Source organism: Paracoccus contaminans (assembly GCF_002105555.1).
GTDB lineage: Bacteria > Pseudomonadota > Alphaproteobacteria > Rhodobacterales > Rhodobacteraceae > Paracoccus > Paracoccus contaminans.
The window spans coordinates 984,490-1,008,838 of sequence record NZ_CP020612.1 but is presented as its reverse complement, the minus strand read 5'-3'; the positions used below and the strand labels follow the sequence as shown (position 1 = coordinate 1,008,838).

Below are 24,349 nucleotides of genomic sequence, written 5' to 3'. Positions count from 1 at the left end.
TCGCGGCGCCATCGCGCAGGGGCTGGCGACGGGCGTTTTCCCCGGTAAGCTTGTCCCCAAGGGTTGCGCAGCAAAGGGATGCGAGACATGGCAGACAGGGCACTGGCCGGCAGGGCCGCAGTGATCACGGGATCGAACAGCGGGATCGGGCTGGGCATCGCCGAGGCGCTGGCGGGCGCCGGGGCCGATCTGGTCATCAACAGCTTCACCGACCGCGAGGAGGATCACGCCCTTGCCCGCGATCTGGCCGCGCGCCACGGGGTCGAGGTGCGCTATGTCGCCGCCGACATGAGCAAGGGCGAGGATTGCCGCCGCCTGATCGAACAGGCCGGGCGCTGCGATATCCTGGTGAACAATGCCGGCATTCAGCATGTCGCCCCGATCACCGACTTTCCGGCGGACAAGTGGGATGCGATCATCGCGATCAACCTGTCCAGCGCCTTTCACACCACCGCCGCGGCGCTGCCGATGATGCGGGCGGCGGGATGGGGGCGGGTGGTCAACATCGCCTCGGCCCATGGGCTGACGGCCAGCCCCTTCAAGTCGGCCTATGTCGCCGCCAAGCACGGGATCATCGGGCTGACCAAGGTCACCGCGCTGGAAACGGCGGGCGAGGGCATCACCTGCAATGCGATCTGCCCTGGCTATGTCCTGACCCCCATCGTCGAGGCGCAGATCCCCGATCAGATGAAGACCCACAACATGAGCCGCGAGGACGTGATCGCCAAGGTCATGCTGGCACGCCAGCCCTCGGGCCAGTTCGCCACCGTCGAACAGATGGGCGGAACGGCGGTGTTCCTGTGTTCGGGCGCTGCGGACCAGATCACCGGGACCACGATTTCCGTGGATGGCGGCTGGACGGCCCTCTAGGCACGCCCCCCTCCGCCAAGGCCCAGGGCATCGTCAAGGCCAGGCCGGGCGACCGCCTGCAAGGGGGCGGCTGGCGCCTTGATCGCGGCGGGGGAAGCCTCGATCATGCAAAAGGCCCATCCCTGCCGGCACCAGGGGCTTGCGCCGCAGGGGGGCGCCCCTAGACTGGCCTTGCCCGATGCCGGCCGGGCGCGCCGGGGCCTTGCGCCCCGCGCACCGGGGCGCCGGGCCGGGCACCCAAGGGCAGGGGGGATCGTCCATGACAACCGCTACAGCCACCATCCGGGGCACCCCGGCAACAGCCGGGCAGCCGCACCGATCCGTGGAGCGCGTCCGCGACATCCTGATCGTGGACGACCATCCGCTGATGTGCGATGCGCTGGCCCTGACGCTGACCATCAGCTTCGGCCGCAAGCTGGTGCGCACCGCCCGCAGCCTTGCCGCCGCCCTGGAACAGATCCGCCTTCACGGCCCGCCCGACGCGGTGATACTCGACCTGAACCTGCCCGATGCCCGCGGCGCCGAGGGCATCGTGACGCTGCGCCGGCAGTTGCCGGACGTGCCGATCACGATGATCTCGGCCGATCTGGAAAACACCATGATCTCGGCGGCGATGGCGGCGGGCGCGCAGGGCTATGTGTCGAAATCGCTGGGGCGCGAGGCGCTGGTGGACAGCCTGCGCCGCATGTGGGCCGGCGAGCGGGTGACCCCCGAGGGGTATGAACCCCAGGCCGGCGGCACGGGCGACGCGGCGCGGGCGGAACTGGCGCGCCGCTTCGCCACGCTGACCCCCCAGCAGATGAAGATCCTGCGGCTGATCTGCCAGGGCAAGGCGAACAAGGAAATCAGCTACGAGTTGTCGATCGCCGAGGCGACGGTCAAGACGCACATCACCGCGATCATGTCCAAGATCAACGCCCGCCGCCGCACCCAGGCCGTGCTGCTGGCCAACAGCGCCCGCCTGTTCGAGCCGGGCTGACCCGATGGGCGCGCAGGCGGGCGGCCCCGTCAGCCTTGGCGTGCCTGCGGATGATCCGGCAGCCGCCGCGCGGCTGGCCGGCGGCCTTGCCCCGGCGGCCCCGGCGCTGGTGCTGCTGTTCGGATCGCCCCGCCCGGTGCTGCCGCCGGTCGCCCGCGCACTGTCGCGGGCCCTGCCGGGCGTGCGCATTGCGGGCTGTTCCTCGGCGGGCGAGATCGGCCCCTTCGGCTATCAGCGCGGCACGATCGTCGCCGTCGGGTTTCCGCGCGCCGCCTTCCGGGCCGAGGCGATCGCCCTGCCCGATCAGGGCGGCATTCCTGTATCGGGCTGGCTGACGGCCCTGCGCGGGCTGCGCGCGCGCTTTCCCGACCGGGCGGGCCGCTCGCTGTTCGGGGTGCTGCTGGCGGACGGCACCGCCTGCAACGAGGATGTCCTGGCCGCCGCGCTGGATGCTGCCCTGCCCGGCATCGCCGTGGTGGGCGGATCGGCGGGGGACGGGCTGGACTTCGGCGAAAGCGTGCAGATCCTGGACGGCGCGCCTGTCCGGGGGGCCGCGGTGTTCGTGATGGTCGAAACCGCCCTGGCCGTGGCCGAGGTCAGCTTTGCCCATTTCACCCCGACCGCAAGGCGCGCGGTCGTCACCCGTGCCGATCCCGCCGGGCGCGAGATCATCGAGTTGAACGCTGCACCTGCGGCCGAGGAATATGCCCGCCTCGCCGGGCTGGAGGCCGCGCGGATGGAGCGGGCGGATTTCGCCCGCTTTCCGCTGCTTCTGCGCACGGGCCGGCGCCATCATGTCCGCGCGATCAGCGGCGTCGGGCCGGGCGGAACGCTGCGGCTGATGTCGGCGGTCGAGCGGGGCGAGGTGCTGACGCTGGGCCGCGCGGGCGACGTGACGCAGGGCTTTGCCGATGCGCTGGAGGCGCTGCCCCGCCCGCCCTTGATGGTGCTGGGCTTCGACTGCATCCTGCGGCGCCTTGCGGTTGAACGCGCCGGCATGACCCACCGCATGGCCGAGCTGTTCGCCCGCTATCGCGTGGCCGGCTTCAACACCTATGGCGAACAGCACAGCGGGATGCATGTCAACCAGACCTTTGTCGGCCTTGCCCTGATGCCGGCAGGGGCCGGCCCATGATCCTGCCGCCCGGCGAGGATGCCCAGGGCCGGGCCGTGCGGCTGGAACGCATCGCCGAGGCGCTGATCGAGCGGGTGGACCGGCTTGAGGAAACCCGCGGCTCGGCCCGCTCGATGTTCCAGGCCGCCGTCGCGCTGGAACGCGAGGCGATCGCCCGCACGCGCGATCTGGAACGGGCGCTGGCCGACCTGTCGGAAAAGAACCGCGACCTTGCCGTCGCCCGCGCCGCCGCCGAAGAGGCGAACCGCTCGCGCACCCGCTTTCTGCGGGCGGCCAGCCATGATCTGCTGCAACCCCTCGCCGCTGCCCGGCTGTTCCTGTCGGCGCTGACCGATACCGGGCTGGACGAGACGCAGGCCGAGCTGGCCGCCCGGCTGGGCGCAGCCTTCGAATCGGTCGAGGAACTGATGCATGCCGTCCTCGACATCAGCCGCCTGGACAGCCAGCGCATCGAGTTTCACCGCAAGCCGGTCGCGCTTGACGCGCTGTTCCGGCGTCTGGCGGTCGAATACGCCCCCATGGCCGAGGCGGCGGGGCTGAGGCTGAGCTTCGTGCCGACGGCGGCGGTGGTGGACAGTGATCCGACCTTTCTGCGCCGAATCGCGCAGAACCTGATCTCCAACGCGCTGAAATACACCGCGCGCGGGGGGGTGGTGGTCGGCGTGCGGCGGCGGGGCGGGCTGGTCTGGCTGGAATGTCACGACAGCGGCCCCGGCATCGCCGCGGCGGACCGCGCCCGCATCTTCGACGAGTTTCAGCGCGCCGTTCCCGAGAGGGGCCCGCAGGGGATGGGGCTGGGCCTGTCGATCGTGCGGCGCGCCTGCCTCAAGCTGGGGCACCGACTTGAACTGGACAGCGCCGTGGGGCGCGGCACCGTGTTCCGGGTCGGGCTGGCGCCTGCGGATGCCGCCGCGGGTGCCGGTCAGGCGGCGCCCGATCCCTCGGCCGCGGCGCTGCGCGGGCGCGTGGTGCTGGTGGTCGAGAACGACGCCGCCATGCGCCGGGGCTATGAGCTGATGCTGGGCGGCCGGATGGGCATGATCGTACGCTGCGCGGGCGGCACGGCCGAGGCCCTGGCCGCCATGGGGCAGGACGATCCGCCCGATGTGATCCTGGCCGACTATAACCTCGACAATGGCGATACGGGCATCGCGGCGATCGGCGCCTTGCGGGCGGCGGCCGGGCAGGCGATTGCGGCGGTGATGGTGACGGCGCGCCGCGACGGCCATGTCGCCCGCGCCTGCGCCGCCTGCGCCGTGCCGCTGATCGAAAAGCCCGTGCGCCCGGCCGATCTTGCCGCCGCGCTGATGCAGGCGCTGGGCGCGGCCCCGCCTTTGGCATGAGGCGCGCGGGGCAGGGCTTGGCAAGCCCCGCGCGCCGCCCCATCGTCAGCCCGGTGAACGGACGGATGAGGGGCCGGAAGGTCTTTTGGCCCGGCGCCCGTCCCAAGGCGAGGAGGAGCAAGGCCATGGGCCATTTCCTGCGATGCGCGCTGGCCGCCGCCCTGCTGGCAGCAGGGGTGCCGGGGCAGCCCTGGGCGGGCGAGGCGGGCGACGTGATCCTGGCCCAGCGCGGCCCCTGGGCGCTCGAGGGCCGGTCGCTGACATGGGATCTGACGCGCGAGGGTCCGGCCCTGCCCGGTTTCCTGCCCATCGGGGCCGGCACCCTGACGATGGCCGAGGCGACGGACCCGGCGGATGGCAAGCGGGTGCTGCAACTGACCCAGAGGACCGATGCGGGCGAGCGGCGGATCGGTCCCTTTCCGCTGTCGGCAGGCGATCCGGTCGCGGTGTTCTTTCTGGAAAGCACGGTGCGCGACATGGCGGCGCTGACCGGGGGCAATCCCGACTATATCCGCAACCGCATCAAGGACGCGGTGTTCCGCGGCGGCAGCGTGGCGCATGCGGAGGGGCGCACCGTCGCCACGGTTCGGCCCTTTGCGGCCGACCCCGCCCGCGGCCGCATGGGCGCCTTTGCCGGCCTGACCCTGCGCGTCGAGGCGGGGGCGGACCCTGCGGCCCCCTTGCGCGAACTGGTTGCCGAAACCGCCGATCCGGTCGCGCCCGCCGCCCTGCGGGGCATGGCCGGGCGTCCCGTCGCCCCGGCGCGGTATCGCAACGCCCTGGTGCTGCGATGATCCGGCTGGCCGGGCTGTCGCTGCTGGTTCCTGCCGCGGCCATCGCGCAGGCGGTGAACGATTATCCCACCGCCACGCGGGCCGAATACGTGATGACCTGCATGGCCGTGAACGGCGAGAACCCCGACACGCTGGCGCGCTGTTCCTGCGCCATCGACGCGATTGCCGCGGTTCTGCCCCACGAACGCTATGTCGCGGCCGAAACCGTGCTGCGGATGCGCCAGACCTCGGGCGAGCGGTCGGGGCTGTTCCGCAGCGGCGCGGCCGCCGACGGGCCGGTCGCCGACCTGCGCCGCGCCGAGGCCGAGGCCGAGGTGCTGTGCTTCTGATGCGGGCCGCTTGACCTCGGCCATGCCGCGCCGTTTGCTGAACCGCAGGCAAACGGGGGAATGGCCATGGATCTGGGCATCAGGGGCAGGAAGGCGCTGGTCTGCGCGGCATCCAGGGGGCTGGGGCGCGGCTGCGCCGAGGCGCTGGCCGCCGAGGGGGTCAACCTGGTCATCAATGCCCGCGGGCGCGAGGCCCTGACCCGCACCGCCTGGGAGATCGCCGAGCGCCACGAGGTCACGGTCGAGCCGGTCGCGGCCGACATCACGACCGATGAGGGGCGCGCGGCGGTTCTGGGCGCGCTGGGCGGGCAGGCCGACATCCTGGTGACGAATGCGGGCGGGCCGCCGCCGGGCCGCTGGACCGATTGGGGGCGCGATGATTTCATCCGTGCCATCGACGCCAACATGCTGTCGGCCATCGCGCTGATGCAGGCGCTGGTGCCCGGCATGATGGACCGGGGCTGGGGCAGGGTCGTGAACATCACCTCGCAGTCGGTCCGCTCGCCCATCGCGGAGCTGGGGCTGTCGAACACGGCGCGCGCCGGGCTGACCGGCTTTGTCGCCGGCATGTCGCGGCAGGTGGCGGACAGGGGCGTGTGCGTGAACAACCTGCTGCCCGGCATCCACGACACCGACCGTGCCGCAGCCCTGGATGCGGGCGCGGCCGAACGCGGCGGCATCACCCGCGATGAGGCGCGCGCCCGCCGGCAGGCCGCGATCCCCACGCGCAGCTATGGCCGGGCCGAGGATTTCGGCGCGGCCTGCGCGTTCCTGTGTTCGCAGCAGGCCCGCTTCATCGTCGGGCAGAACCTGCTGCTGGACGGCGGGGCGCTGAACGTCGCGGTCTGACCCCCGCCCCGCGCTTTTTCGCCCATGACGGGGCGGTGCGAGGAATCTCTTGCCAGCGCGGGGTGGCTGCGGCTACGAGATTGCTTGCGTATCGGGAGACGCCGGCGGCAACGCCGGGGCCGAAGGAGCAGCCGCCCCGGCGAACTCTCAGGCAAAAGGACCGTTTCGCGCGTTGAACTCTGAAGAGTGGCCGATCCCGGCCCGCCGAAGGATGACGATCTCAGGCGCCCGTCAGCGGGCAGGGACAGAGGGGGCATCGGAACCGGCGCGTTGCGCCGTGAAAGGATGCTGATGGACGCGCTGAAACATACGCCGCTTTACGACCTGCATGTTGCGCTGGGTGCCCGGATGGTGCCCTTTGCCGGATGGGAAATGCCGGTCCAGTATCCGGCAGGGGTGCTGGCCGAGCACCTGCACACCCGCGCCGCCGCCGGGCTGTTCGATGTCTCGCATATGGGGCAGGTGATCTTGGGCGGGCGCGGCGCGGCCGCGGCGCTTGAATCGCTGGTGCCGGCGGACATTCTGGACCTGCCCGAGGGGCGGCAGCGATACGGGCTGTTCACCAATGAGGCGGGCGGCATCCTCGATGACCTGATGATCGCGAACAAGGGCGATCATCTGCTGCTGGTCGTCAATGCCGCCTGCGCGGCGCAGGACATCGCGCATCTGGAGGCCGCCGGGCTGGCGCCCGAGGTGGTGAGCGACCGTGCCCTGCTGGCATTGCAGGGCCCGGCGGCCGAAGCGGCGCTTGAATCGCTGGTGCCGGGCGTGGCGGCGATGCGCTTCATGGATGCGGCCGATTTCGACTGGCGGGGCGCGACGCTGTGGGTCAGCCGTTCGGGCTATACCGGCGAGGACGGGTTCGAGATCTCGGTGCCCGCGGGCCTGGCCGAGGATTTCGCCCGCGCGCTGCTGGAGCAGCCCGGCGTGGCGCCGATCGGGCTGGGCGCGCGCGATTCGCTGCGGCTCGAGGCAGGGCTGCCGCTCTATGGGCATGACATGGACGCGGGCGTGACCCCGGCGCAGGCGGGCCTTGGCTGGTCGATCCCCAAGGTCCGGCGCGCGGGCGGGGCACGGGCGGGCGGGTTTCCCGGCGCGGGCCGCATCCTGCCGGAACTGGGCCGCGCCGCCAGCATGCGCCGCGGCCTAATCCCGCAAGGCCGGGCGCCGCTTCGTGAAGGGGTGGAGATCTTTGCCGCAGCCGAGGGGGGCGCGCCGATCGGGCGCGTCACCTCGGGCGGGTTCGGCCCCTCGGTCGGCGGCCCGGTCGCCATGGCGGCCCTGCCGGCGGACCTGCCCGAGGGCGCAACCGTTCATGCCGAACTGCGCGGCAAGCGCCTGCCGGCGCGGATCGCGCCCATGCCCTTTGTCCAACCCACCTACAAACGCTGAGAGGCGATCATGCTGAAATATACCGAGGACCACGAATGGCTGCGCCCCGAGGGTGACGAGATCACCGTCGGCATCACCTCTCATGCCAGCGAACAGCTGGGCGATGTGGTGTTCATCGAAATGCCCGAGGTCGGCCGCGAGGTTGGTGCGGGCGAGGAGATCGTGGTGATCGAATCGGTCAAGGCCGCCTCCGACATCGTGGCGCCGGTGGCCGGCACCATCACCGCCGTGAATGACGCGCTGGCCGACGCGCCGGGCGATGTGAACGCCGATCCGATGGCGGCCTGGTTCTTTCGCATCCGCCCGGCGGACGGGGCGGACCTGTCGGGCTTCATGGACGAGGCGGCCTATCGGGCGCTGATCGGCTGAGCGGCGCGGCCCGGACCGGGGCGCTGCCCCGGACCCCGGGATATTTTCCTGCAGAAGAATGGGGCCGGGGCGTATGGCCGCGGGTCCCTCGTTGAGAGGCTGAGGACGATGACCCGCTGGACCCCCACCGATTACAACCCCGACGATTTCGCCAACCGCCGCCATATCGGCCCCTCCCCGGCCGAGATGGAGGAGATGCTGCGCGCCGTCGGCTGCGCGAGCCTTGACGAGCTGATCGACCAGACCGTGCCGCAGTCGATCCGCGACGAGGGCGGCATGGACTGGCCGGCGCTGTCGGAACGCGAGTTGCTGGCGCTGATGCGCGAGGTGGCGGGGCAGAACCGGGTGATGACCAGCCTGATCGGGCAGGGCTATTACGGCACCGTCACGCCCCCCGCGATCCAGCGCAACATCCTGGAAAACCCGGCCTGGTACACGGCCTATACCCCTTATCAGCCCGAGATCGCGCAGGGCCGGCTGGAAGCCTTGCTGAACTATCAGACCATGGTCGCCGATCTGACCGGCCTGCCGGTGGCCAATGCCAGCCTGCTGGACGAGGCGACTGCCGCCGCCGAGGCGATGGCGATGGCGCAGCGGGTGGCCAAATCCAGGGCGGGCGCGTTCTTCGTCAGCGAGACCCTGCATCCGCAGACCATTGCCGTGATCGAGACGCGCGCCGCGCCGCTGGGGATCGAGATCATCCGCGGCGCGCCCGAGGACTGCGATCCGGCCCGCGTGTTCGGCGCCATCTTCCAGTATCCGGGCACCTTCGGCCATATCGGCGACCTGAGCGCCGAATGCGAGGCGCTGCGCGCGGCCGGCGCCGTGGCGGTCGTGGCCACCGACCTGCTGGCGCTTTGCCTGCTGAAGGAACCGGGCGCGATGGGGGCCGACATCTGTGTCGGCTCGTCGCAGCGGTTCGGGGTGCCGATGGGCTATGGCGGGCCGCATGCGGCCTTCATGTCCTGCCGTGACGATTTCAAGCGCGCCATGCCGGGGCGGATCGTCGGCGTGTCCATCGACGCCGCCGGACGGCCGGCCTATCGGCTGGCGCTGCAGACGCGCGAGCAGCACATCCGGCGCGAAAAGGCGACAAGCAACGTCTGCACGGCGCAGGCGCTGCTGGCGGTGATGGCGTCGTTCTATGGCGTGTTCCACGGCCCCGTGGGCCTGAAGGCGATCGCCCAGCGGGTGCATCTGAACGCTGTGACGCTGGCGAACGCCCTGCGCGCGGCGGGGGCCGAGGTCGAACCTCAGGCGTTCTTTGACACCATCACCGTGCGGGTAGGCGTCGGGCAGGCGGGCATCTTGGCCGCCGCCGAACAGCGCGGCATCAACCTGCGCCGGGTGGGCCGCGACCGGGTGGGCATCTCGGTGGACGAGACGACCGATGCGGGCGTGATCGCGCGGGTGCTGGACGCCTTTGGCATCACCGACGCTGCCGAACCGGCGACGGCCCCGGCAATCCCCGATGCGCTGCTGCGCGAATCGGATTTCATGACCCACCCGGTGTTCCACATGAACCGGGCGGAATCGGAAATGATGCGCTATATGCGCCGCCTGTCGGACCGCGACCTGGCGCTGGACCGCGCGATGATCCCGCTGGGGTCTTGCACGATGAAGCTGAACGCCGCGGCCGAGATGATGCCCCTGACCTGGCCCGAATTCGGCGCCCTGCATCCCTTTGCGCCGCAATCGCAAGCGGCCGGTTATCACCGCGTCTTTGCCGACCTGACCGACAAGCTCTGCGCGATCACCGGCTATGACGCCTTTTCGCTGCAACCGAACAGCGGCGCGCAGGGGGAATATGCGGGGCTGCTTACCATCGCCGCATATCACCGCGCCAACGGGCAGGATCGCGACATCTGCCTGATCCCGACCAGCGCGCATGGCACCAACCCGGCCAGCGCCCAGATGGCGGGGATGAAGGTCGTTGTCGTGAAATCCGCGCCCAACGGCGATATCGACCTGGAGGATTTCGCGGACAAGGCCGCGCAGGCCGGGGACCGTCTGGCGGCGGTGATGATCACCTATCCGTCCACCCACGGCGTCTTCGAGGACACGGTGCGCGAGGTCTGCCGCATCACCCATGATCACGGCGGTCAGGTCTATATCGACGGGGCGAACATGAACGCGTTGGTCGGGCTGGTGAAGCCGGGCCAGATCGGCGGCGACGTCAGCCACCTGAACCTACACAAGACCTTTGCCATCCCGCATGGAGGCGGCGGCCCCGGCATGGGGCCGATCGGCGTCAAGGCGCATCTGGCACCGCATCTGCCGGCCGATCCGCGCACGGGCACCGGCGATATCGGCGGCGCGGTCAGCGCGGCGCCCTGGGGCTCGGCCTCGATCCTGCTGATTTCCTGGGCCTATATCCTGATGATGGGCGGGGCGGGGCTGACCCAGGCGACGCGGGTTGCGATCCTGAACGCCAATTACATCGCCGCGCGGCTGGCCGGGCGGTATCCGATCCTGTTCATGGGCAACCGCGGCCGCGTCGCGCATGAATGCATCATCGACACGCGCGTCTTTGCCCAGCACGGCGTGACCGTGGACGATATTGCCAAGCGCCTGATCGACAACGGCTTTCACGCCCCCACGATGAGCTGGCCCGTCCCCGGCACGCTGATGGTCGAGCCGACCGAGTCGGAAACCAGGGCCGAGATCGACCGCTTCATCACCGCAATGCTGGCGATCCGGGACGAGATCGAGGACGTGGCCGCGGGCCGGATCGAGGCGGCGCAAAGCCCCCTGCGCCACGCCCCCCACACGGTCGAGGATCTGGTCGCCGACTGGGACAGGCCCTATTCGCGCGAGCAGGGATGCTTCCCGCCGGGCGCCTTCCGCGTGGACAAATACTGGCCCCCCGTGGGGCGCGTGGACAATGTGCATGGCGATCGCAACCTGATCTGCACCTGTCCCCCGGTCGAGGATTACGCGCAGGCTGCCGAATAAGACAGCTCGCCAGGCTCGCCTGCCCTGTTAACGATCCTTAAGGATTGGTTAACGGGGCGGGCGGATGGCGGGCAAATTCGGGTGGACGGCTGCGGCGATGGTCGCGGCCTTGCTGACGACGCTGCCGGATGCGGGGCATGCCCATCCGGGCGGGCTGAATGCCGAGGGGTGCCACCGCAATCGCAAGACCGGCGATTTTCATTGTCATGGAGGCGGCACGCGCAAGGCTGCCTCGGGCAACGGAGCGGTGCCCCGGCTTTACGATGCTGCCTCGGGCGGCGGGGCGTTCAGGAACTGCGCCGAGGCGCGGCGGGCGGGGGCCGCTCCGGTCAGGCGGGGCGATCCGGGCTATGCGCCCCGCCTGGACCGCGACGGCGACGGGACAGGATGCGAATGATCCCGCCTCATGGCTCTTGCCGTTCCGGCATGGGCGGTCAGACTGCGGCCATCCCGAAGGCGTCTGCAGGAGCGGGGCGATGAGCGGAAGGAAACTGACCTGCCTGTCCTGCGGGCAGATGAACCGCGCTCCCGGGGACAAGCTGGCCGAGGGCCCGAGATGCGGCGTCTGCGGGGCGGCCCTGATGACGGGCAAGCCGGCATCCCTGGATGGGCCGATGCTGCAAAAGGCCGCGCGCAACGATGATGTGCCGCTGCTGGTCGATTACTGGGCGCCGTGGTGCGGCCCCTGCCGGATGATGGCGCCCGAGTTCGACAAGGCCGCGCAGCAATTGGCCGGGCAGGTGAGGCTGGCCAAGATCGACACCCAGGCCAACCCCGACGCGGCTTTGCGCTGGAACATTCAAGGCATCCCGGCCTTCATCCTGTTCTCGGGCGGGCACGAACGGGGGCGGCTGTCCGGCGCCCGTTCCGCCGGGCAGCTGGTCGATTGGGTGCGCCGGCAGGGCCGTGCGCCGGCTTGACAAGGCCAGGCGCTTGCGCGACATAACCCGCCTGTGGGGCCGTAGCTCAGTTGGTAGAGCGCATCGTTCGCAATGATGAGGCCAGGGGTTCGATTCCCCTCGGCTCCACCAATCACCCTTCACCACCAGATTGCAGCCCAGGCACCGTGGATTGCAGGGTCATCGCCCGGCCCTGACCCCGCTTGCGCCCGCCTCGCGCGCTGTTCACAGTAGCGCCGCCACCTGTCTGGAGAGAACCGCCGATGTCGCTGAACACCGCCCTGCCGCAACCGATGAACCTGATTGCCGGCACATGGGTGCCGCCGCAATCGGGACGGCAGATGGCGGTCGTCTCGCCCCTTGACGGAGAGGTGTTCGCGGCGATCGCCGATTCGGATGCCGCCGACATCGACGCGGCCGTTGCTGCTGCCCGTGCGGCCCTGGAGGGGCCATGGGGGGCGCTCAGCGCGGCCGAGCGGGGGCGGCTGCTGATGCGCTATGGGGCCGCGATCCTGGATCATGCGGACGAGCTGGCCGCGATCGAGACGCGCGACAACGGCAAGCCGCTGGCGCAGGCCCGCGCCGACATGGTGATGACGGCGCGCTATTTCGAATACTACGGCGGCGCCGCCGACAAGGTGCATGGCGAGGTGATTCCCTTCCAGCGCGGCTATTCCGTCCACATGACGCGCGAGCCGCATGGCGTCACCGGCCATATCGTGCCCTGGAACTATCCCGCGCAGATCTATGGCCGGTCCATCGGCGCGGCGCTGGCGATGGGCAATGCCTGCGTTCTGAAACCGGCCGAGGATGCCTGCCTGTCGATCCTGCGGCTGGCCGAGATCGCGGCCGGCATCCTGCCGCCCGGCGCGCTGAACGTCGTCACCGGGCGGGGCGAGGTCGCCGGGAAGGCGCTGTCCGAACATCCCGGGATCGACTTCATCAGCTTCACCGGCTCGCCCGAGGTGGGTCAGATGATCCAGATCGCGGCGGCAAGGAACTTCATCGGCTGCACGCTGGAACTGGGCGGCAAGTCGCCGCAGATCGTGTTCGAGGACGCCGATCTTGACGCCGCGCTGCCGGTGCTGGCCAACGCGATCATCCAGAACGGCGGGCAGACCTGTTCGGCCGGATCGCGCGTGCTGATCCAGCGCCCCATCTGGGACGCGCTGACCGCGCGGCTGGCCGAACGCTTTACGGCCGTCGAGGCATCCCCGGCCGACGGATCGCTGCTGGGGCCGCTGATCTCGGCCCGGCAGAAGGCGCGGGTGGAACGGTATATCGCCGAGGCGGGCGCCCCGGTTCTGGCCCAGGGCAAGGTCGCGGCGGACGCGCCTGCCGGCGGGTTCTACGTTGCCCCCGTGCTGTTCGGCCCGGTTGATCCCGCCAGCCCCATCGCGCAGGAGGAGGTGTTCGGCCCCGTCCTGTGCGCCATCCCCTTCGACACCGAGGCCGAGGCAATCGCCATCGCGAACGGCACGCAATACGGGCTGGTGGCATCCGTGTGGACGCGCGACGGCGCGCGGCAGGCGCGGGTGGCGAACGCCATGCGCTGCGGGCAGGTGTTCATCAACGGCTTCGGCGCGGGCGGCGGGGTCGAGCTGCCCTTCGGCGGCATCCGCAAGTCGGGGCATGGCCGCGAAAAGGGATTCGAGGCGCTTTACGAATTTTCCACGATCCGCACGATCGTGAACCATCATGGCTGAGGAGGGCAATATGAGGCTGCAAGGCAAGACGGCGCTGGTCACGGGCGCGGCATCGGGGTTCGGCAAGGGGATCGCGGAAACCTTCCTGCGCGAGGGGGCGCGTGTCGCGGTCGTTGACCTGAACGCCGAGGGCGCGCAGGCGGTGGCCGCCGAACTGGGCGACGGAGCCATTGCCATCACCTGCGACGTGTCCAGGGCCGAGGACGTGGCCCGCGCGGTTCAGCAGACGCGCGATGCCTTCGGCAGCCTCAACATCGCCGTCAACAACGCCGGCTGGTCGCATGCCAACGGGCCGCTGCTGGACGTGGACGAGGCGACCTTCCGCAAGGTGCTGGACATCAACGTGATGTCGATCTTTCACATGACCCATGCCTGCGTGCCGCACTGGCGCCAGGCGGGCGGGGGCGTGATGATCAATATCGGCTCGACCGCCGGCATCCGGCCGCGGCCGGGTCTGACATGGTACAACACCTCGAAAGGCGCGGTGAACCTGATGAGCCGCAGCCTGGCGGTGGACCTCGCCCCCGACAATATCCGCGTCAACTGCATCGCCCCGGTGATGGGGGCGACGGCGCTGCTGGGCCAGTTCATGGGGGTGCCGGACACGCCGGAAAACCGGGCCAAGTTCGTGTCCACCATCCCGCTGGGCCGGATGTCCACCCCCCGCGACATTGCCAATGCGGCGCTGTATCTGGCGTCGGACGAGGCCGATTTCATCACCGGCGTCGTGCTTGAGGTAGATGGCGGGCGCACCATCTGACGCCCGCCCGGCCCCCTCAGGCCAGGAAAAAGCGCACCATCTGGGCCGTGGCGTCAGGCCCCTGCGGGTCGGCATAGCTGCCGCGGGGATCGCCGCCCGACCAGGCATGGCCCAGCCCGTCGATTTCCCAATGCTCGGCGGCAGGGCGCCCCTGGGCGTCGGCCTTGCGGGTGACGCGCCACGGCCGCCCGGTCATGCCCGAGCGGTCCGCACCCTTTCGTCCGGTCGCCGAGGCAAAGACCGCGCGGCCGTTCGCCGGTGCCACCGTCGCATCGGCGGTGCCGTGAAACGAAATGCTCCGCGCCCGGATCGGGCGCCCTGCCGCGCCGCCCGACCGCATCGCGGCAAAGGCGCCCGCCACATCGCGCGCCGCCCCCGCAGGCAGGCCGGAATGAACGGCGATGGCGGAAAACACGTCAGGGCGCTCGGCCCCCAGAATGGCGGCCATCGCGCCCCCTGCCGACAGGCCGGCGGCAAAGATGCGATCCTGCGGGACGCCATGCGCCCGCGCCGTGTCGAGCGCCAGTTCGGCCAGCAGGGCGGCCTCGCCCCCGGTGCCGGCCTGATCGCCGGGGCGGAACCAGTTCCAGCACCCTTGCGCATTGTCCCCGCGCGTCTGTTCGGGCAGCACGACGATCAGGCCAGCCCGCTGCGCATGGTCAAGAATACGGGTGCCGGCGGCGAAATCCTCGGGCCCCTGGGTGCAGCCATGCAGCATCAGCACCAGCCCGGCCGGACGGGCGTCGGCGAGGGCCGGAACGAACAGGCGGTAATCACGCGCCCCGGCAGCGGCGGCAAAGCGCAGGCGTTCCCACCGCGCGCCCTGCGGCAGGTCGGGCCGGGCCGCCGGCTGTGCGGTGCCAGGCGACAGGCGTGCCGCGGCACCCTGCCGCAGCAGATCGACCGCCTCGCCCATCCGCATCCGCAATCCCTTGGCGGCCGGAGCGTCATGGGGCGCCACGCGCCGGGCGCTGCCCTCGATCGCCGGGCCGGGATGCGGGGCAGGGCGGGCGGCGCCTGCCGGGGGCGGCAGGGCAGCAGGGGGCGGCAGGATGGCCGAGGGCGGCGCGGCCTTGGATGCGGCCTGGCGCGCCGGGCTCCGCCCCGCATTGCCAAGGGCATCCTGAATGGCCCGTGTCGCGGCGGCAGGATCGCCGGCGCGGGTGTGTTCCAGCGCGCGGCGCATGGCAGAGGCGATCGGGCGGTCCATGATGATCCCTGTGTTGGTCAGCTGTCCGCGCGGCGTCTTGGCCGGCGGAGCGGTCACCTCCAATGTTTATGCTGCAGTGCAGCATGACAAGGACTGCCGTATGAAAATGCCCTCTGCCTTGCAGGCGCATCATGAAAACAAAGGAAAAGAAATCAGGCGGCCCCGACCTGCATCCCTCGCTGAACCGCCGGGCGCGCCATGAAACGGTCGAGCCAGGCCGACACGGCCCCGAATTCGTCAAACCGCACCAGCGCCCCGGCGTCGTATTTCGTCAGCAGATTGTTCACCCAGGGGGCCGTGGCGATGTCGGCGATGGAATAATCGCCCGTGATCCATTCCCTGCCCGCCAGCTGCCTGTCCAGAACCCCGAGCAGGCGGCGGGTTTCGGCCGCATAACGGTCGCGGGGGCGCTTGTCCTCGATCTCGCGGCCCTTGTAGGCGTGGAAAAAGCCAAGCTGGCCCATCATCGGCCCCACCCCGCCCATCTGGAACATCAGCCATTGCACCGTCTGCCAGCGCGCGGCCCCGTCCGCAGGCAGGAACCGGCTGGTCTTGCCCGCCAGATACAGCAGGATCGCCCCCGATTCCCACAGCCCCATGGGCCGTCCCCCCGGCCCGTCCGGATCGATGATCGCGGGGATCTTGTGGTTGGGGTTCAGCGACATGAATTCGGGCGTCAGCTGGTCGGCGGCCTCGCCGATGTCGATGCGGTGGGCGTCATAATCCAGCCCGCATTCCTCCAGCATGATGGACGCCTTGGCACCGTTGGGGGTGTTCAGGGTGTAAAGCTGGATCGCCTGCGGCCGGCGGGGCGGCCAGCGGCGCATGATGGGAAACTCATCGGGATCGACGATCATCGGTTACCTCAAGTCACACGCAATTGTAAGAAATGTTTAAGCCGTGATAGACTGGATCGGACAAGGCGGCCAGCCCGCCGGACAAGAACACCGGGACAGGTATATCAGCATGATCAAGGAATTCCGCGATTTCATCGCCAAGGGCAATGTCATGGACATGGCCGTCGGCATCATCATCGGCGCCGCCTTTACAGCGATCGTGACGTCGATGGTGGATGACCTCATCAACCCGATCCTCAGCATGGTGACGGGGAACACCGATTTCTCCAGCAACTACATCGTGCTGAAGGGCGTGGCGCCCGATGGTGCCTCGCTGACCGCCGCCAAGGACGCGGGCGCGACCGTATGGGCCTATGGCTCGTTCATCACGGCGGTGCTGAATTTCCTCATCATCGCCTTTGTCGTGTTCCTGCTGGTCAAGGGCGTGAACCGCATCAAGGAAGCGGCGGTGAAAAAGCAAGTCGCCGACGGATCGGCCGCCGGCCCCTCGCAGGAGGCGCTGCTGGCCGAGATCCGCGACCTGCTGGCGGCGCGCCCGCGCGTCTGAACGGACGGTCCCCGAGGCATTCTCAGCCGGGCGGTCCCTTGCGGGCCGCCCGTTTTCCTTGCAGGCTGGCCCTGTCCAGGAAAGCTGCAATGACCGATCATCTTGATCCTACCGACCGCCGCATCCTGACGGTGCTGCAAAGGGACGGGCGGATTTCCAACGCCGATCTGGCCCAGCGGGTCAACCTGTCGGCCAGCGCCTGCCATCGCCGCGTCCAGCGGCTTGAGGAAGCGGGCTTCATCGCCGCCTATGTCGCCCTGCTTGATCCGCGCAAGCTGGGGCAGACCACCACCGTCTTTGTCGAGATCACCCTGTCGGGCCAGGGCGACGCAACGCTCGAGGCGTTCGAGCGCGCCGTCCGCGCTGTCCCCGAGGTGCTGGAGTGCCACCTGATGGCCGGGTCCGCCGATTATCTGCTGAAGGTGCTGGCGGCCGATACCGACGATTTCGCCCGCATCCACCGCCAGCATCTGGCCCGCCTGCCAGGGGTGGCGCAGATGCAGTCGTCCTTTGCGCTGCGCGTCGTGCAGCAGACCACGGCAGTGCCGGTGTGACGGCAGGGCCGGCATCGCGGGCCCGCTGACAGACTGGCCCTGTTGAAAACCCGGGCGCGATCGGCGGGGGGATTTACACCCGCACCGCCTGCGCTGCCTGCTTGCCGACGTTGAAGACCTGCTTGTAATGCTCGATCAGGTCCGCCGGGCCGGTCGCCTTTTCGGGGTTGTCGGACAGCTTGACCGTGGGGTGCCCATCGGCGGCCACCGCCTTGCACACCAGGCTGAAGGGCGCCAGCCCGTCGCCCGGAACGAGGCCGCGGAAATCATTGGTCAGCAGCGTGCCCCAGCCGAAGCTGACCTTGACCTGTCCGTTGAAGCGGCGGAACAGCGCGGCCATCTCGGGCACGTCCAGCCCGTCGGAAAAGATGACCAGCTTTTCGCGCGGGTCCTCGCCACGGGCCTTCCACCAGTCGATGGCATATTCCGTGGTCGCCACCGGATCGCCGCTGTCGATCCGGATGCCCGTCCAGCCGGCCAGCCAGTCGGGCGCCCGGTCCAGAAAGCCGCGGGTGCCATAGGTATCGGGCAGCATGATGCGCAGGTTGCCATCATGTTCCTCGTGCCAGTCGGCCAGCACGCGGTAGGGTGCCTGCCGCAGGGCCTGATCGTTTCCGGCCAGCGCGGCATAGACCATCGGCAGCTCATGCGCATTGGTGCCGATCGCCTCGATGTCGCGGCGCATGGCGATCAGGCAGTTGGACGTGCCGGTGAACCGCTCGTGCAGCCCCTCGATCATCGCCTGCACGCACCAGTCCTGCCACAGGAAGGAATGGCGCCGACGGGTGCCGAAATCGGCGATGCGCAGGTCGGGGCCAAGGGCGCGCAGCGCCTCGATCTTTTCCCATAGCCGCGTCATCGCGCGGGCATACAGAACCTGCAGCTCGAACCGACCGAGATCCTTGAGCACCGCGCGCGAGCGCAGTTCCATGATGATGGCAAGGGCGGGGATCTCCCACAGCATCACCTCTGGCCAGCGCCCCTCGAAGGTCAGCTCATACTGGCCCTCGCGCTTTTCCAGGTAATAGGGCGGCAGGCGCAGCCCCTCGAGGAACTCCATGAAGTCGGGGCGGAACATCTGCCGCTTGCCATAGAAGGTGTTGCCCCGCAGCCAGGTGGATTCGCCGCGGGTCAGCGACAGGCTGCGCACATGGTCCAGCTGTTCGCGCAGCTCGCCCTCGTCGATCAGCTCGGCAAGGCGGATGGATCTGCTGCGATTGATCAGCTGGAAGGTGACGTTCACGTCCGGCCGATTGCGAAAGACCGACTGGCACATCAGCAGCTTGTAGAAGTCGGTGTCGATCAGGCTGCGGACGATCGGATCGATCTTCCATTTGTGGTTATAGACGCGGGTCGCAATATCGACAGTCGGGATCATCATGCCAGCCGCACCCCGGCCGCGCGCATCGCGTCCTGCGCCGCCCGGCGCGAGCCGTCGAGGTCGATGGCGCGGGTCGCATCCTCGATCACGGTGGTGCGAAAGCCCAGCCGGGCCGCGTCGATCGCCGACCAGGCGACGCAGAAATCATGGGCAAGGCCGACAAAGGTCACATCATCCAGCCCCCGTTCGCGCAGATAGCCGGCCAGCCCGGTGGGGGTGGCATGGTCGTTGTCGAAAAAGGCCGAATAGCTGTCCACCTGGGGGCGGAACCCCTTGCGGATCGTCATGTCGGCAACATCGACGGCCAGTGCGGGGTGAAAGGCCGCCCCGGGCGAGCCGATCACGCAATGCACCGGCCACAGCACCTGCGGACCATAGGGCATCTGCACGGTGGAAAACGGCTCGGCTGCCGGGTGGTTGGCGGCAAAGCTGGAATGATCGGGCGGATGCCAGTCCTGGGTCAGCACCACCGCGTCGAAATCGGGCATCAGGTCGTTGATGGCGGGAATGATGGCATCGCCGCCCGGAACGGCCAGGGCGCCGCCGGGGCAGAAATCCACCTGCATGTCGATCACCACCAGCGCCCGCATCCGCATCCCCCCAAAAAGACCGGGCAAAGCCTAGGGAGGGCATGGAGTTGCGTCAATGCTGCGGCGGGGCTAGGGCAGGGGGATGCTGACCGTCGCCGCGCTGTATCACTTTGCCCGCCTGCCCGACCCTGCCGCGCTCAGGCCGCCGCTGCTGGCGCTGGCCGAAGGGGCAGGGGTGCGCGGCACGCTGATCCTGGCGGCCGAGGGGGTCAACGGCACCATCGCCGGCCCGCGTGAGGGGGTCGAGGCGGTGCTGGCGCATCTGCGCGCGCTGCCGGGATGCGGGGGGCTGACCTGGAAGGAAAGCACCGCGCCGCAGATGCCCTTCGGCCGCATGAAGGTGCGCGTCAAGGCCGAGATCGTGACCATGGGCCAGCCGCAGGTGGACCCGGCCGCCCATGTGGGCCGCTATGTCGCCCCGGCCGACTGGAACGCGCTGATTTCGGCCCCCGATGTGGCGGTGATCGACACCCGCAACGATTATGAGGTCGCCATCGGCACCTTTCGCGGCGCCGTCGATCCCGGAACCCGCTCGTTCCGCGACTTTCCGGCCTGGTGGCGCGCCAATGCCCATCGCTTTGCCGGCAAGCGTATCGCCATGTTCTGCACCGGCGGCATCCGATGCGAGAAATCGACCAATTTCCTGCTGGGCGAGGGCGTGCCCGAGGTGTTCCACCTGCAGGGCGGCATCCTGAGCTATCTTGAACAGATGCCGACCGCCGAAAGCCTGTGGGACGGGGCCTGCTTTGTCTTTGACCGGCGCGTCAGCCTGACCCATGGGCTGGCGCCCGGCGGCCATGTCCTGTGCCATGCCTGCCGCCGCCCGCTTGCGCCGGCCGACACCCTGCGCCCCGAATACGAGGAAGGCGCCGGCTGCCACCACTGCGCGGACGAATACACGCCCGCCGACCGCGCCCGGTTCCGCGAACGGCACCGGCAGGTCATGCGGGGCGAGCTGTTTGCCGGCGAGGGGCCCGGACCGGCGGCCTGATGGCCCCCGATCAAGGCCAGCCAGGGGCACCGCGCAGCCCGGCCGGGGTCGGCGGCCGCTTTCAGGGGGACGCAGGGCACATCCCCCGGCCGGGGCCATTGCCGCCATGCGGGCCTGCGCCGCCAGCTGCCCTGACCGGCAGCGCGGTTCCCATCGCCCGCCCCGCGGCCTAGAAGGGCAGGTGCTTTGAAAGGCCCGCGATGACTGAACTGCCCGCCCCCCAGCCCACCCCGATGATGGCCCAGTATCTGGCCATCCGCGCGGCCAATCCCGGCACGCTGCTGTTCTATCGGATGGGCGATTTCTACGAGATGTTCTTTGACGACGCGGTGGCCGCCGCGGCCGCGCTGGACATCGCGCTGACAAGGCGCGGCACGCATCTGGGTGAGCCGATCCCGATGTGCGGGGTGCCGGTCCACGCGGCCGAATCCTATCTGCTGACGCTGATCCGCAAGGGCTTTCGCGTCGCCATCGCCGAGCAGACCGAGGACCCGGCCGAGGCCAGGAAGCGCGGGTCGAAATCGGTCGTGGCGCGCGATGTGGTGCGGGTGGTCACACCCGGCACCCTGACCGAGGAATCGCTGCTCGAGGCGCGGCGGCACAACTTTCTGGCCGCCTGGGCCATGGTGCGGGATGATGGCGCGCTTGCCTGGGTGGACATCTCGACCGGCGCGCTGCGGGTGGCGCCCTGTCCGCCGGCGCGGCTGGGGCCGGAGCTTGCCCGCCATGCCCCGCGCGAGCTGCTGGCCCTGGATGGCACGGGGCTGGGCGATCTGGCGGCCGATGCGGGCGCGGCGCTGACCGAGATGTCGGCGGCCAGTTTCGATTCGACCGCGGCGGTGCGGCGGCTATGCGCGCTTTACGGGGTCGAGACGCTGGACGGCTTTGGCCAGTTCTCGCGTGCCGAGCTTTCGGCGATGGGGGCGATCGCCGATTATCTGGCGCTGACCCAGCGCGGCCATATGCCGCGGTTGCTGCCCCCCGTCCGGGAAAGCGGCAGCGGGGTGATGAGCATCGACGCGGCGACCCGGCGCAACCTGGAACTGACGCAGGCGCTGTCGGGGGGCGCGAGGGGTCGCTGCTGGGGGCGATCGACCGGACCGTCACGGCTGCCGGGGCGCGGCTGCTGGAACGGCGCATCAGCGCGCCGTCGCGCGATCTTGCGCTGATCCATCGCCGCCAGGCGGCCGTGGCGGCGCTGGCCGAGGACCCGCGCCTGGTCGCCGAGCTGCGCGAGGCGCTGGCGCAGGTGCCCGACATCGACCGCGCGCTCTCGCGCCTTGGCCTCGACCGGGGCGGGCCGCGCGATCTGGGGGCGATCAGGGCGGGGCTGGCGGCGGCGGCGCGCATTGCCGCGCTGCTGGAAAACGCCGATCCGCTGCTTGCCGAGGCGGCAGCGGATCTCACGGGGCAGGAGCCGCTTGCCGCCCTGCTAGAGGATGCGCTGGTGGCCGAGCCGCCGCTGCTGACGCGCGACGGCGGCTTTGTCGCGGCCGGACATGACGCCGAACTGGATGAAACCCGCGCACTGCGGGACGAGGGGCGCGGCGTCATCGCCCGCATGCAGGCCGATTATGTCGCCGAAACGGGGGTGCAGAGCCTCAAGATCCGGCACAACAACGTGCTGGGCTATTTCATCGAAACAACCGCCATCCATGCCGAACGGATGCTGGCCCCGCCCCTGTCGGGGCGGTTCATCCACCGCCAGACCACGGCCAACCAGATCCGCTTCACCACGCTGGCGCTGTCGGAACTGGAAACGCGCATCCTCAATGCCCGCGACCGCGCGCTTGAAATCGAGCGGGGCATTTTTGCCCGCCTGGCCCGGTCGGTGCTGGATGCGGGGGCGCGGATCGGCCAGATCGCGCGCGCGCTGGCCGAAATCGACCTGGCCGCGGCATGGGCCGATCTGGCCACGGGCGAGGGCTGGGTGCGGCCCCTCGTGGATGACAGCCGCGCCTTTGTGGTCGAGGGTGGCCGCCACCCGGTCGTCGAACAGGCGCTCAGGCGCAGGGGCGAGCCCTTCGTGGCCAATGACTGCGCTCTGACGGCGGGAGACACCCCGGCGATCTGGCTGCTGACCGGGCCGAACATGGCCGGGAAATCGACCTTTCTGCGCCAGAACGCGCTGATCGCCGTTCTGGCGCAGGCCGGCGCCTTCGTCCCGGCCGCGCGGGCGCATGTCGGGCTGGTATCGCAGCTGTTCAGCCGGGTGGGGGCCGCGGACGATCTGGCGCGCGGGCGATCCACCTTCATGGTCGAGATGGTCGAGACGGCCGCGATCCTGAACCAGGCGGATGCCGGCGCGCTGGTGATCCTGGACGAGATCGGGCGCGGCACGGCCACCTGGGACGGGTTGTCGATCGCCTGGGCGGTGCTGGAACATCTGCATGCCGCCAATCGCTGCCGTGCGCTGTTCGCCACCCATTACCACGAGATGACACGCCTGGCTGCCACGCTGCCGGGCGTCGAGAACGCAACCGTCACGGTGCGCGAATGGGAAGGCGACGTGATCTTCCTGCACGAGGTCCGCAAGGGTGCGGCGGACCGGTCCTATGGCGTGCAGGTGGCGCGGCTGGCGGGGCTGCCGGCGGCGGTGGTGGACCGTGCGCGCACGATCCTGTCGGCGCTGGAACAGGGCGCGCGCGAGGGCGGCACCCGCCCCGCCGCCCTGATCGACGACCTGCCGCTGTTCCGGGCCGCCCTGCCGCCGTCCCCGCCCCCGCCTGCGCCCAAGGCCCCCGCGCCACCGCCCTCGGCGGCCGAACAAAGGCTGCGGGCGCTCCGCCCCGATGAGCTGACCCCGCGTGCCGCCCTTGACCTGATCTATGAGCTGAGCGCCCTTGTCGGCCGCTCAGGCGATTAGCCTGCTTGCCTCGGGCAGGGGCTCGGCGGGTTGCGCCTCGGGCAGGGAAAAAAGGCCGCTCAGTTGGCAGGCGACCATCCCCTGCCGGGTCAGGAAGCTGAAATGCCGTTCGACCGCCTTGCGCATTTCCTCTGCCGAGGCGGGCACCATGCCACGCTTTTTCAGGATCGCGGCCTCGTGGCGGGGCGTGTCATTGTCGCCCCGATGCGTGACGAGGTTGGGGAAATGGGGATCGGTGACGGCGAACATGCGGTGGGGGATCTGATAATGCCCAAAGCCGAACACCGTCTCGCGCGGGTGGCGCACCGCGGCCCCGGCGCTGAAGAAGGGGCTGTACCAGTTGTAGACGCCCTTGGTCGGCCCGTCGGTGACGCAGTAATACTGCTGGCTGAAGCTGACGCCGAAGATCGCCTGCCGGCGGTTCATCTGCCCCACCCGGCGCAGGCGGCGCACATAATCGCGCGACACGCAGTCGTCGTCGTCCAGCCGGAATTGCAGGCAATCGGCAAGGGGCAGTGACAATTCCTCCATGATCGCGCGCTGCGCATCGCCGATATGCATGGGCGGCACAAAGCGCAGCACGACCTGGGGAATGCCCGCGCACAAGACCCGCAGCCGGTCCTGGTAGACGCGCGGCATCCGGTCGGAGGACACGACGATGAAGACGAAATCCTGATCCGTCTGCGCCGCCATCGAGGCAAGCGTCAGGTAGCGGAATGTTGCCAGCCGCGCCTCGAGCCGGTCGGGGGCGAACAGCTCCAGCGCCTTTTCGTCATAGATCCGCTCGAGCGCCTCGTCGGGCTGCCCCCGATAGGCTTTCCAATCGCCCCGACCCAGCATGGAAAACCGGCAGACGCCCACGATATGTTTCATCCGATCCACAGCCCCGTCCAAATCGCCCCAGGCGCCCCCCTTTGCCATCGGCAATCTGTCCGAAGGGCCGGGACGTTTGTGCGGCCCTGTTGCTTAAGAT

At 69.8% G+C, this 24,349-nt stretch carries 22 protein-coding genes, 1 tRNA gene, 1 pseudogene and 1 riboswitch; of the genes and pseudogenes, 19 read left to right on the top strand and 5 right to left on the bottom strand.

Annotation, left to right across the window (positions count from 1 at the left end):
- The first annotated feature begins 87 nt into the window (after nt 1-87).
- The 15 genes from B0A89_RS04840 to B0A89_RS04770 all read left to right on the top strand — a co-directional run bounded on the left by B0A89_RS04840 (nt 88) and on the right by B0A89_RS04770 (nt 14,380).
- Nucleotides 88-870, top strand: a complete 783-nt coding sequence (locus B0A89_RS04840; protein WP_085377168.1) for a 3-hydroxybutyrate dehydrogenase — start codon at nt 88-90, stop codon at nt 868-870.
- Nucleotides 871-1,129: 259 nt separating this feature from the next.
- Complete coding sequence (locus B0A89_RS04835) at nt 1,130-1,849, top strand: response regulator transcription factor (RefSeq protein WP_085377167.1); 720 nt, start codon at nt 1,130-1,132, stop codon at nt 1,847-1,849.
- 4 nt (nt 1,850-1,853) lie between these two features.
- The gene (locus B0A89_RS04830) at nt 1,854-2,984 is read left to right on the top strand and encodes an FIST N-terminal domain-containing protein (protein ID WP_085377166.1); all 1,131 of its coding nucleotides are present in this window, start codon (nt 1,854-1,856) and stop codon (nt 2,982-2,984) included.
- Complete coding sequence (locus tag B0A89_RS04825; protein ID WP_085377165.1) at nt 2,981-4,327, top strand: ATP-binding response regulator; 1,347 nt, start codon at nt 2,981-2,983, stop codon at nt 4,325-4,327. The genes B0A89_RS04830 and B0A89_RS04825 overlap by 4 nt, the downstream gene beginning before the upstream one ends.
- A gap of 125 nt (nt 4,328-4,452) precedes the next feature.
- Nucleotides 4,453-5,121: a hypothetical protein gene (locus B0A89_RS04820; protein ID WP_205949775.1), complete on the top strand. Its 669-nt coding sequence runs from the start codon at nt 4,453-4,455 to the stop codon at nt 5,119-5,121.
- A complete protein-coding gene (locus tag B0A89_RS04815; protein ID WP_085377164.1) occupies nt 5,118-5,450 on the top strand; it encodes a hypothetical protein in 333 nt (110 codons plus the stop codon). The genes B0A89_RS04820 and B0A89_RS04815 overlap by 4 nt, the downstream gene beginning before the upstream one ends.
- 66 nt (nt 5,451-5,516) lie before the next feature.
- Nucleotides 5,517-6,299: an SDR family oxidoreductase gene (locus tag B0A89_RS04810; protein WP_085378756.1), complete on the top strand. Its 783-nt coding sequence runs from the start codon at nt 5,517-5,519 to the stop codon at nt 6,297-6,299.
- Between the two features lie 82 nt (nt 6,300-6,381).
- A riboswitch (glycine riboswitch) is annotated at nt 6,382-6,472 on the top strand.
- A gap of 118 nt (nt 6,473-6,590) precedes the next feature.
- Nucleotides 6,591-7,691: a glycine cleavage system aminomethyltransferase GcvT gene (gene gcvT / locus B0A89_RS04805; RefSeq protein WP_085378755.1), complete on the top strand. Its 1,101-nt coding sequence runs from the start codon at nt 6,591-6,593 to the stop codon at nt 7,689-7,691.
- 9 nt (nt 7,692-7,700) lie between these two features.
- Nucleotides 7,701-8,060, top strand: coding sequence for a glycine cleavage system protein GcvH (gene gcvH, locus B0A89_RS04800; RefSeq protein ID WP_085377163.1), 360 nt, complete (start codon nt 7,701-7,703; stop codon nt 8,058-8,060).
- A 108-nt stretch (nt 8,061-8,168) separates the two neighbouring features.
- Nucleotides 8,169-11,015: an aminomethyl-transferring glycine dehydrogenase gene (gene gcvP, locus B0A89_RS04795; protein WP_085377162.1), complete on the top strand. Its 2,847-nt coding sequence runs from the start codon at nt 8,169-8,171 to the stop codon at nt 11,013-11,015.
- A 64-nt stretch (nt 11,016-11,079) separates the two neighbouring features.
- A complete protein-coding gene (locus tag B0A89_RS04790; RefSeq protein WP_240558640.1) occupies nt 11,080-11,412 on the top strand; it encodes an excalibur calcium-binding domain-containing protein in 333 nt (110 codons plus the stop codon).
- Nucleotides 11,413-11,491: 79 nt separating this feature from the next.
- Nucleotides 11,492-11,935: a thioredoxin family protein gene (locus B0A89_RS04785; RefSeq protein WP_085377161.1), complete on the top strand. Its 444-nt coding sequence runs from the start codon at nt 11,492-11,494 to the stop codon at nt 11,933-11,935.
- 35 nt (nt 11,936-11,970) lie between these two features.
- Nucleotides 11,971-12,046 (top strand) — tRNA-Ala (locus tag B0A89_RS04780).
- 131 nt (nt 12,047-12,177) lie between these two features.
- Nucleotides 12,178-13,620 (top strand): aldehyde dehydrogenase family protein, encoded by a 1,443-nt coding sequence (locus B0A89_RS04775; protein WP_085377160.1) that lies wholly within the window; start codon nt 12,178-12,180, stop codon nt 13,618-13,620.
- A gap of 10 nt (nt 13,621-13,630) precedes the next feature.
- Entirely contained in the window at nt 13,631-14,380 is a 750-nt protein-coding gene (locus tag B0A89_RS04770) for an SDR family oxidoreductase (protein WP_085377159.1), read from the top strand.
- 16 nt (nt 14,381-14,396) lie between these two features.
- Here B0A89_RS04770 and B0A89_RS04765 read toward each other — a convergent pair whose 3' ends face one another.
- Together B0A89_RS04765 and B0A89_RS04760 are read right to left on the bottom strand one after the other, a co-directional pair.
- The gene (locus B0A89_RS04765; RefSeq protein WP_240558639.1) at nt 14,397-15,647 is read right to left on the bottom strand and encodes an extracellular catalytic domain type 1 short-chain-length polyhydroxyalkanoate depolymerase; all 1,251 of its coding nucleotides are present in this window, start codon (nt 15,645-15,647) and stop codon (nt 14,397-14,399) included.
- Between the two features lie 95 nt (nt 15,648-15,742).
- Nucleotides 15,743-16,444, bottom strand: a complete 702-nt coding sequence (locus tag B0A89_RS04760) for a glutathione binding-like protein (RefSeq protein WP_420814432.1) — start codon at nt 16,442-16,444, stop codon at nt 15,743-15,745.
- A 106-nt stretch (nt 16,445-16,550) separates the two neighbouring features.
- On the opposite strand from B0A89_RS04760, the gene mscL reads away from it, so the two are divergent.
- Complete coding sequence (gene mscL, locus B0A89_RS04755; protein ID WP_205949801.1) at nt 16,551-16,994, top strand: large conductance mechanosensitive channel protein MscL; 444 nt, start codon at nt 16,551-16,553, stop codon at nt 16,992-16,994.
- Between the two features lie 89 nt (nt 16,995-17,083).
- A complete protein-coding gene (locus B0A89_RS04750) occupies nt 17,084-17,548 on the top strand; it encodes an Lrp/AsnC family transcriptional regulator (RefSeq protein WP_085377156.1) in 465 nt (154 codons plus the stop codon).
- Nucleotides 17,549-17,621: 73 nt separating this feature from the next.
- Here B0A89_RS04750 and pncB read toward each other — a convergent pair whose 3' ends face one another.
- A complete protein-coding gene (gene pncB, locus B0A89_RS04745) occupies nt 17,622-18,929 on the bottom strand; it encodes a nicotinate phosphoribosyltransferase (RefSeq protein ID WP_085377155.1) in 1,308 nt (435 codons plus the stop codon).
- Nucleotides 18,926-19,519, bottom strand: coding sequence for a bifunctional nicotinamidase/pyrazinamidase (pncA, locus tag B0A89_RS04740; protein WP_085378752.1), 594 nt, complete (start codon nt 19,517-19,519; stop codon nt 18,926-18,928). Before pncA ends, pncB begins: the two co-directional genes overlap by 4 nt.
- Nucleotides 19,520-19,601: 82 nt before the next feature.
- On the opposite strand from pncA, the gene trhO reads away from it, so the two are divergent.
- Nucleotides 19,602-20,510 carry an oxygen-dependent tRNA uridine(34) hydroxylase TrhO gene (gene trhO, locus B0A89_RS04735; RefSeq protein WP_085377154.1) on the top strand — a complete coding sequence of 303 codons (909 nt, stop codon included), beginning with the start codon at nt 19,602-19,604 and terminating at the stop codon, nt 20,508-20,510.
- 200 nt (nt 20,511-20,710) lie between these two features.
- Nucleotides 20,711-23,376: pseudogene (gene mutS, locus B0A89_RS04730) on the top strand (DNA mismatch repair protein MutS).
- Here the strand turns inward: mutS and B0A89_RS04725 are convergent.
- Nucleotides 23,365-24,249 (bottom strand): glycosyltransferase, encoded by an 885-nt coding sequence (locus B0A89_RS04725; RefSeq protein WP_085378751.1) that lies wholly within the window; start codon nt 24,247-24,249, stop codon nt 23,365-23,367. The pseudogene mutS and the gene B0A89_RS04725 sit on opposite strands and share 12 nt — an antisense overlap.
- Nucleotides 24,250-24,349: the final 100 nt, after the last annotated feature.

Excerpts from the sequence above, each read along its gene's own strand:
- pncB (WP_085377155.1), bottom strand. The coding sequence starts at position 18,929 with ATGATGATCCCGACTGTCGATATTGCGACCCGCGTCTATAACCACAAA.
- B0A89_RS04750 (WP_085377156.1), top strand. The coding sequence starts at position 17,084 with ATGACCGATCATCTTGATCCTACCGACCGCCGCATCCTGACGGTGCTG.
- trhO (WP_085377154.1), top strand. The coding sequence starts at position 19,602 with ATGCTGACCGTCGCCGCGCTGTATCACTTTGCCCGCCTGCCCGACCCT.
- B0A89_RS04810 (WP_085378756.1), top strand. The coding sequence starts at position 5,517 with ATGGATCTGGGCATCAGGGGCAGGAAGGCGCTGGTCTGCGCGGCATCC.
- B0A89_RS04825 (WP_085377165.1), top strand. The coding sequence starts at position 2,981 with ATGATCCTGCCGCCCGGCGAGGATGCCCAGGGCCGGGCCGTGCGGCTG.
- B0A89_RS04840 (WP_085377168.1), top strand. The coding sequence starts at position 88 with ATGGCAGACAGGGCACTGGCCGGCAGGGCCGCAGTGATCACGGGATCG.
- gcvT (WP_085378755.1), top strand. The coding sequence starts at position 6,591 with ATGGACGCGCTGAAACATACGCCGCTTTACGACCTGCATGTTGCGCTG.
- B0A89_RS04830 (WP_085377166.1), top strand. The coding sequence starts at position 1,854 with ATGGGCGCGCAGGCGGGCGGCCCCGTCAGCCTTGGCGTGCCTGCGGAT.
- gcvP (WP_085377162.1), top strand. The coding sequence starts at position 8,169 with ATGACCCGCTGGACCCCCACCGATTACAACCCCGACGATTTCGCCAAC.
- B0A89_RS04725 (WP_085378751.1), bottom strand. The coding sequence starts at position 24,249 with ATGAAACATATCGTGGGCGTCTGCCGGTTTTCCATGCTGGGTCGGGGC.
- B0A89_RS04835 (WP_085377167.1), top strand. The coding sequence starts at position 1,130 with ATGACAACCGCTACAGCCACCATCCGGGGCACCCCGGCAACAGCCGGG.
- B0A89_RS04775 (WP_085377160.1), top strand. The coding sequence starts at position 12,178 with ATGTCGCTGAACACCGCCCTGCCGCAACCGATGAACCTGATTGCCGGC.
- B0A89_RS04790 (WP_240558640.1), top strand. The coding sequence starts at position 11,080 with ATGGCGGGCAAATTCGGGTGGACGGCTGCGGCGATGGTCGCGGCCTTG.
- pncA (WP_085378752.1), bottom strand. The coding sequence starts at position 19,519 with ATGCGGGCGCTGGTGGTGATCGACATGCAGGTGGATTTCTGCCCCGGC.
- B0A89_RS04785 (WP_085377161.1), top strand. The coding sequence starts at position 11,492 with ATGAGCGGAAGGAAACTGACCTGCCTGTCCTGCGGGCAGATGAACCGC.
- B0A89_RS04770 (WP_085377159.1), top strand. The coding sequence starts at position 13,631 with ATGAGGCTGCAAGGCAAGACGGCGCTGGTCACGGGCGCGGCATCGGGG.
- gcvH (WP_085377163.1), top strand. The coding sequence starts at position 7,701 with ATGCTGAAATATACCGAGGACCACGAATGGCTGCGCCCCGAGGGTGAC.
- B0A89_RS04815 (WP_085377164.1), top strand. The coding sequence starts at position 5,118 with ATGATCCGGCTGGCCGGGCTGTCGCTGCTGGTTCCTGCCGCGGCCATC.
- B0A89_RS04820 (WP_205949775.1), top strand. The coding sequence starts at position 4,453 with ATGGGCCATTTCCTGCGATGCGCGCTGGCCGCCGCCCTGCTGGCAGCA.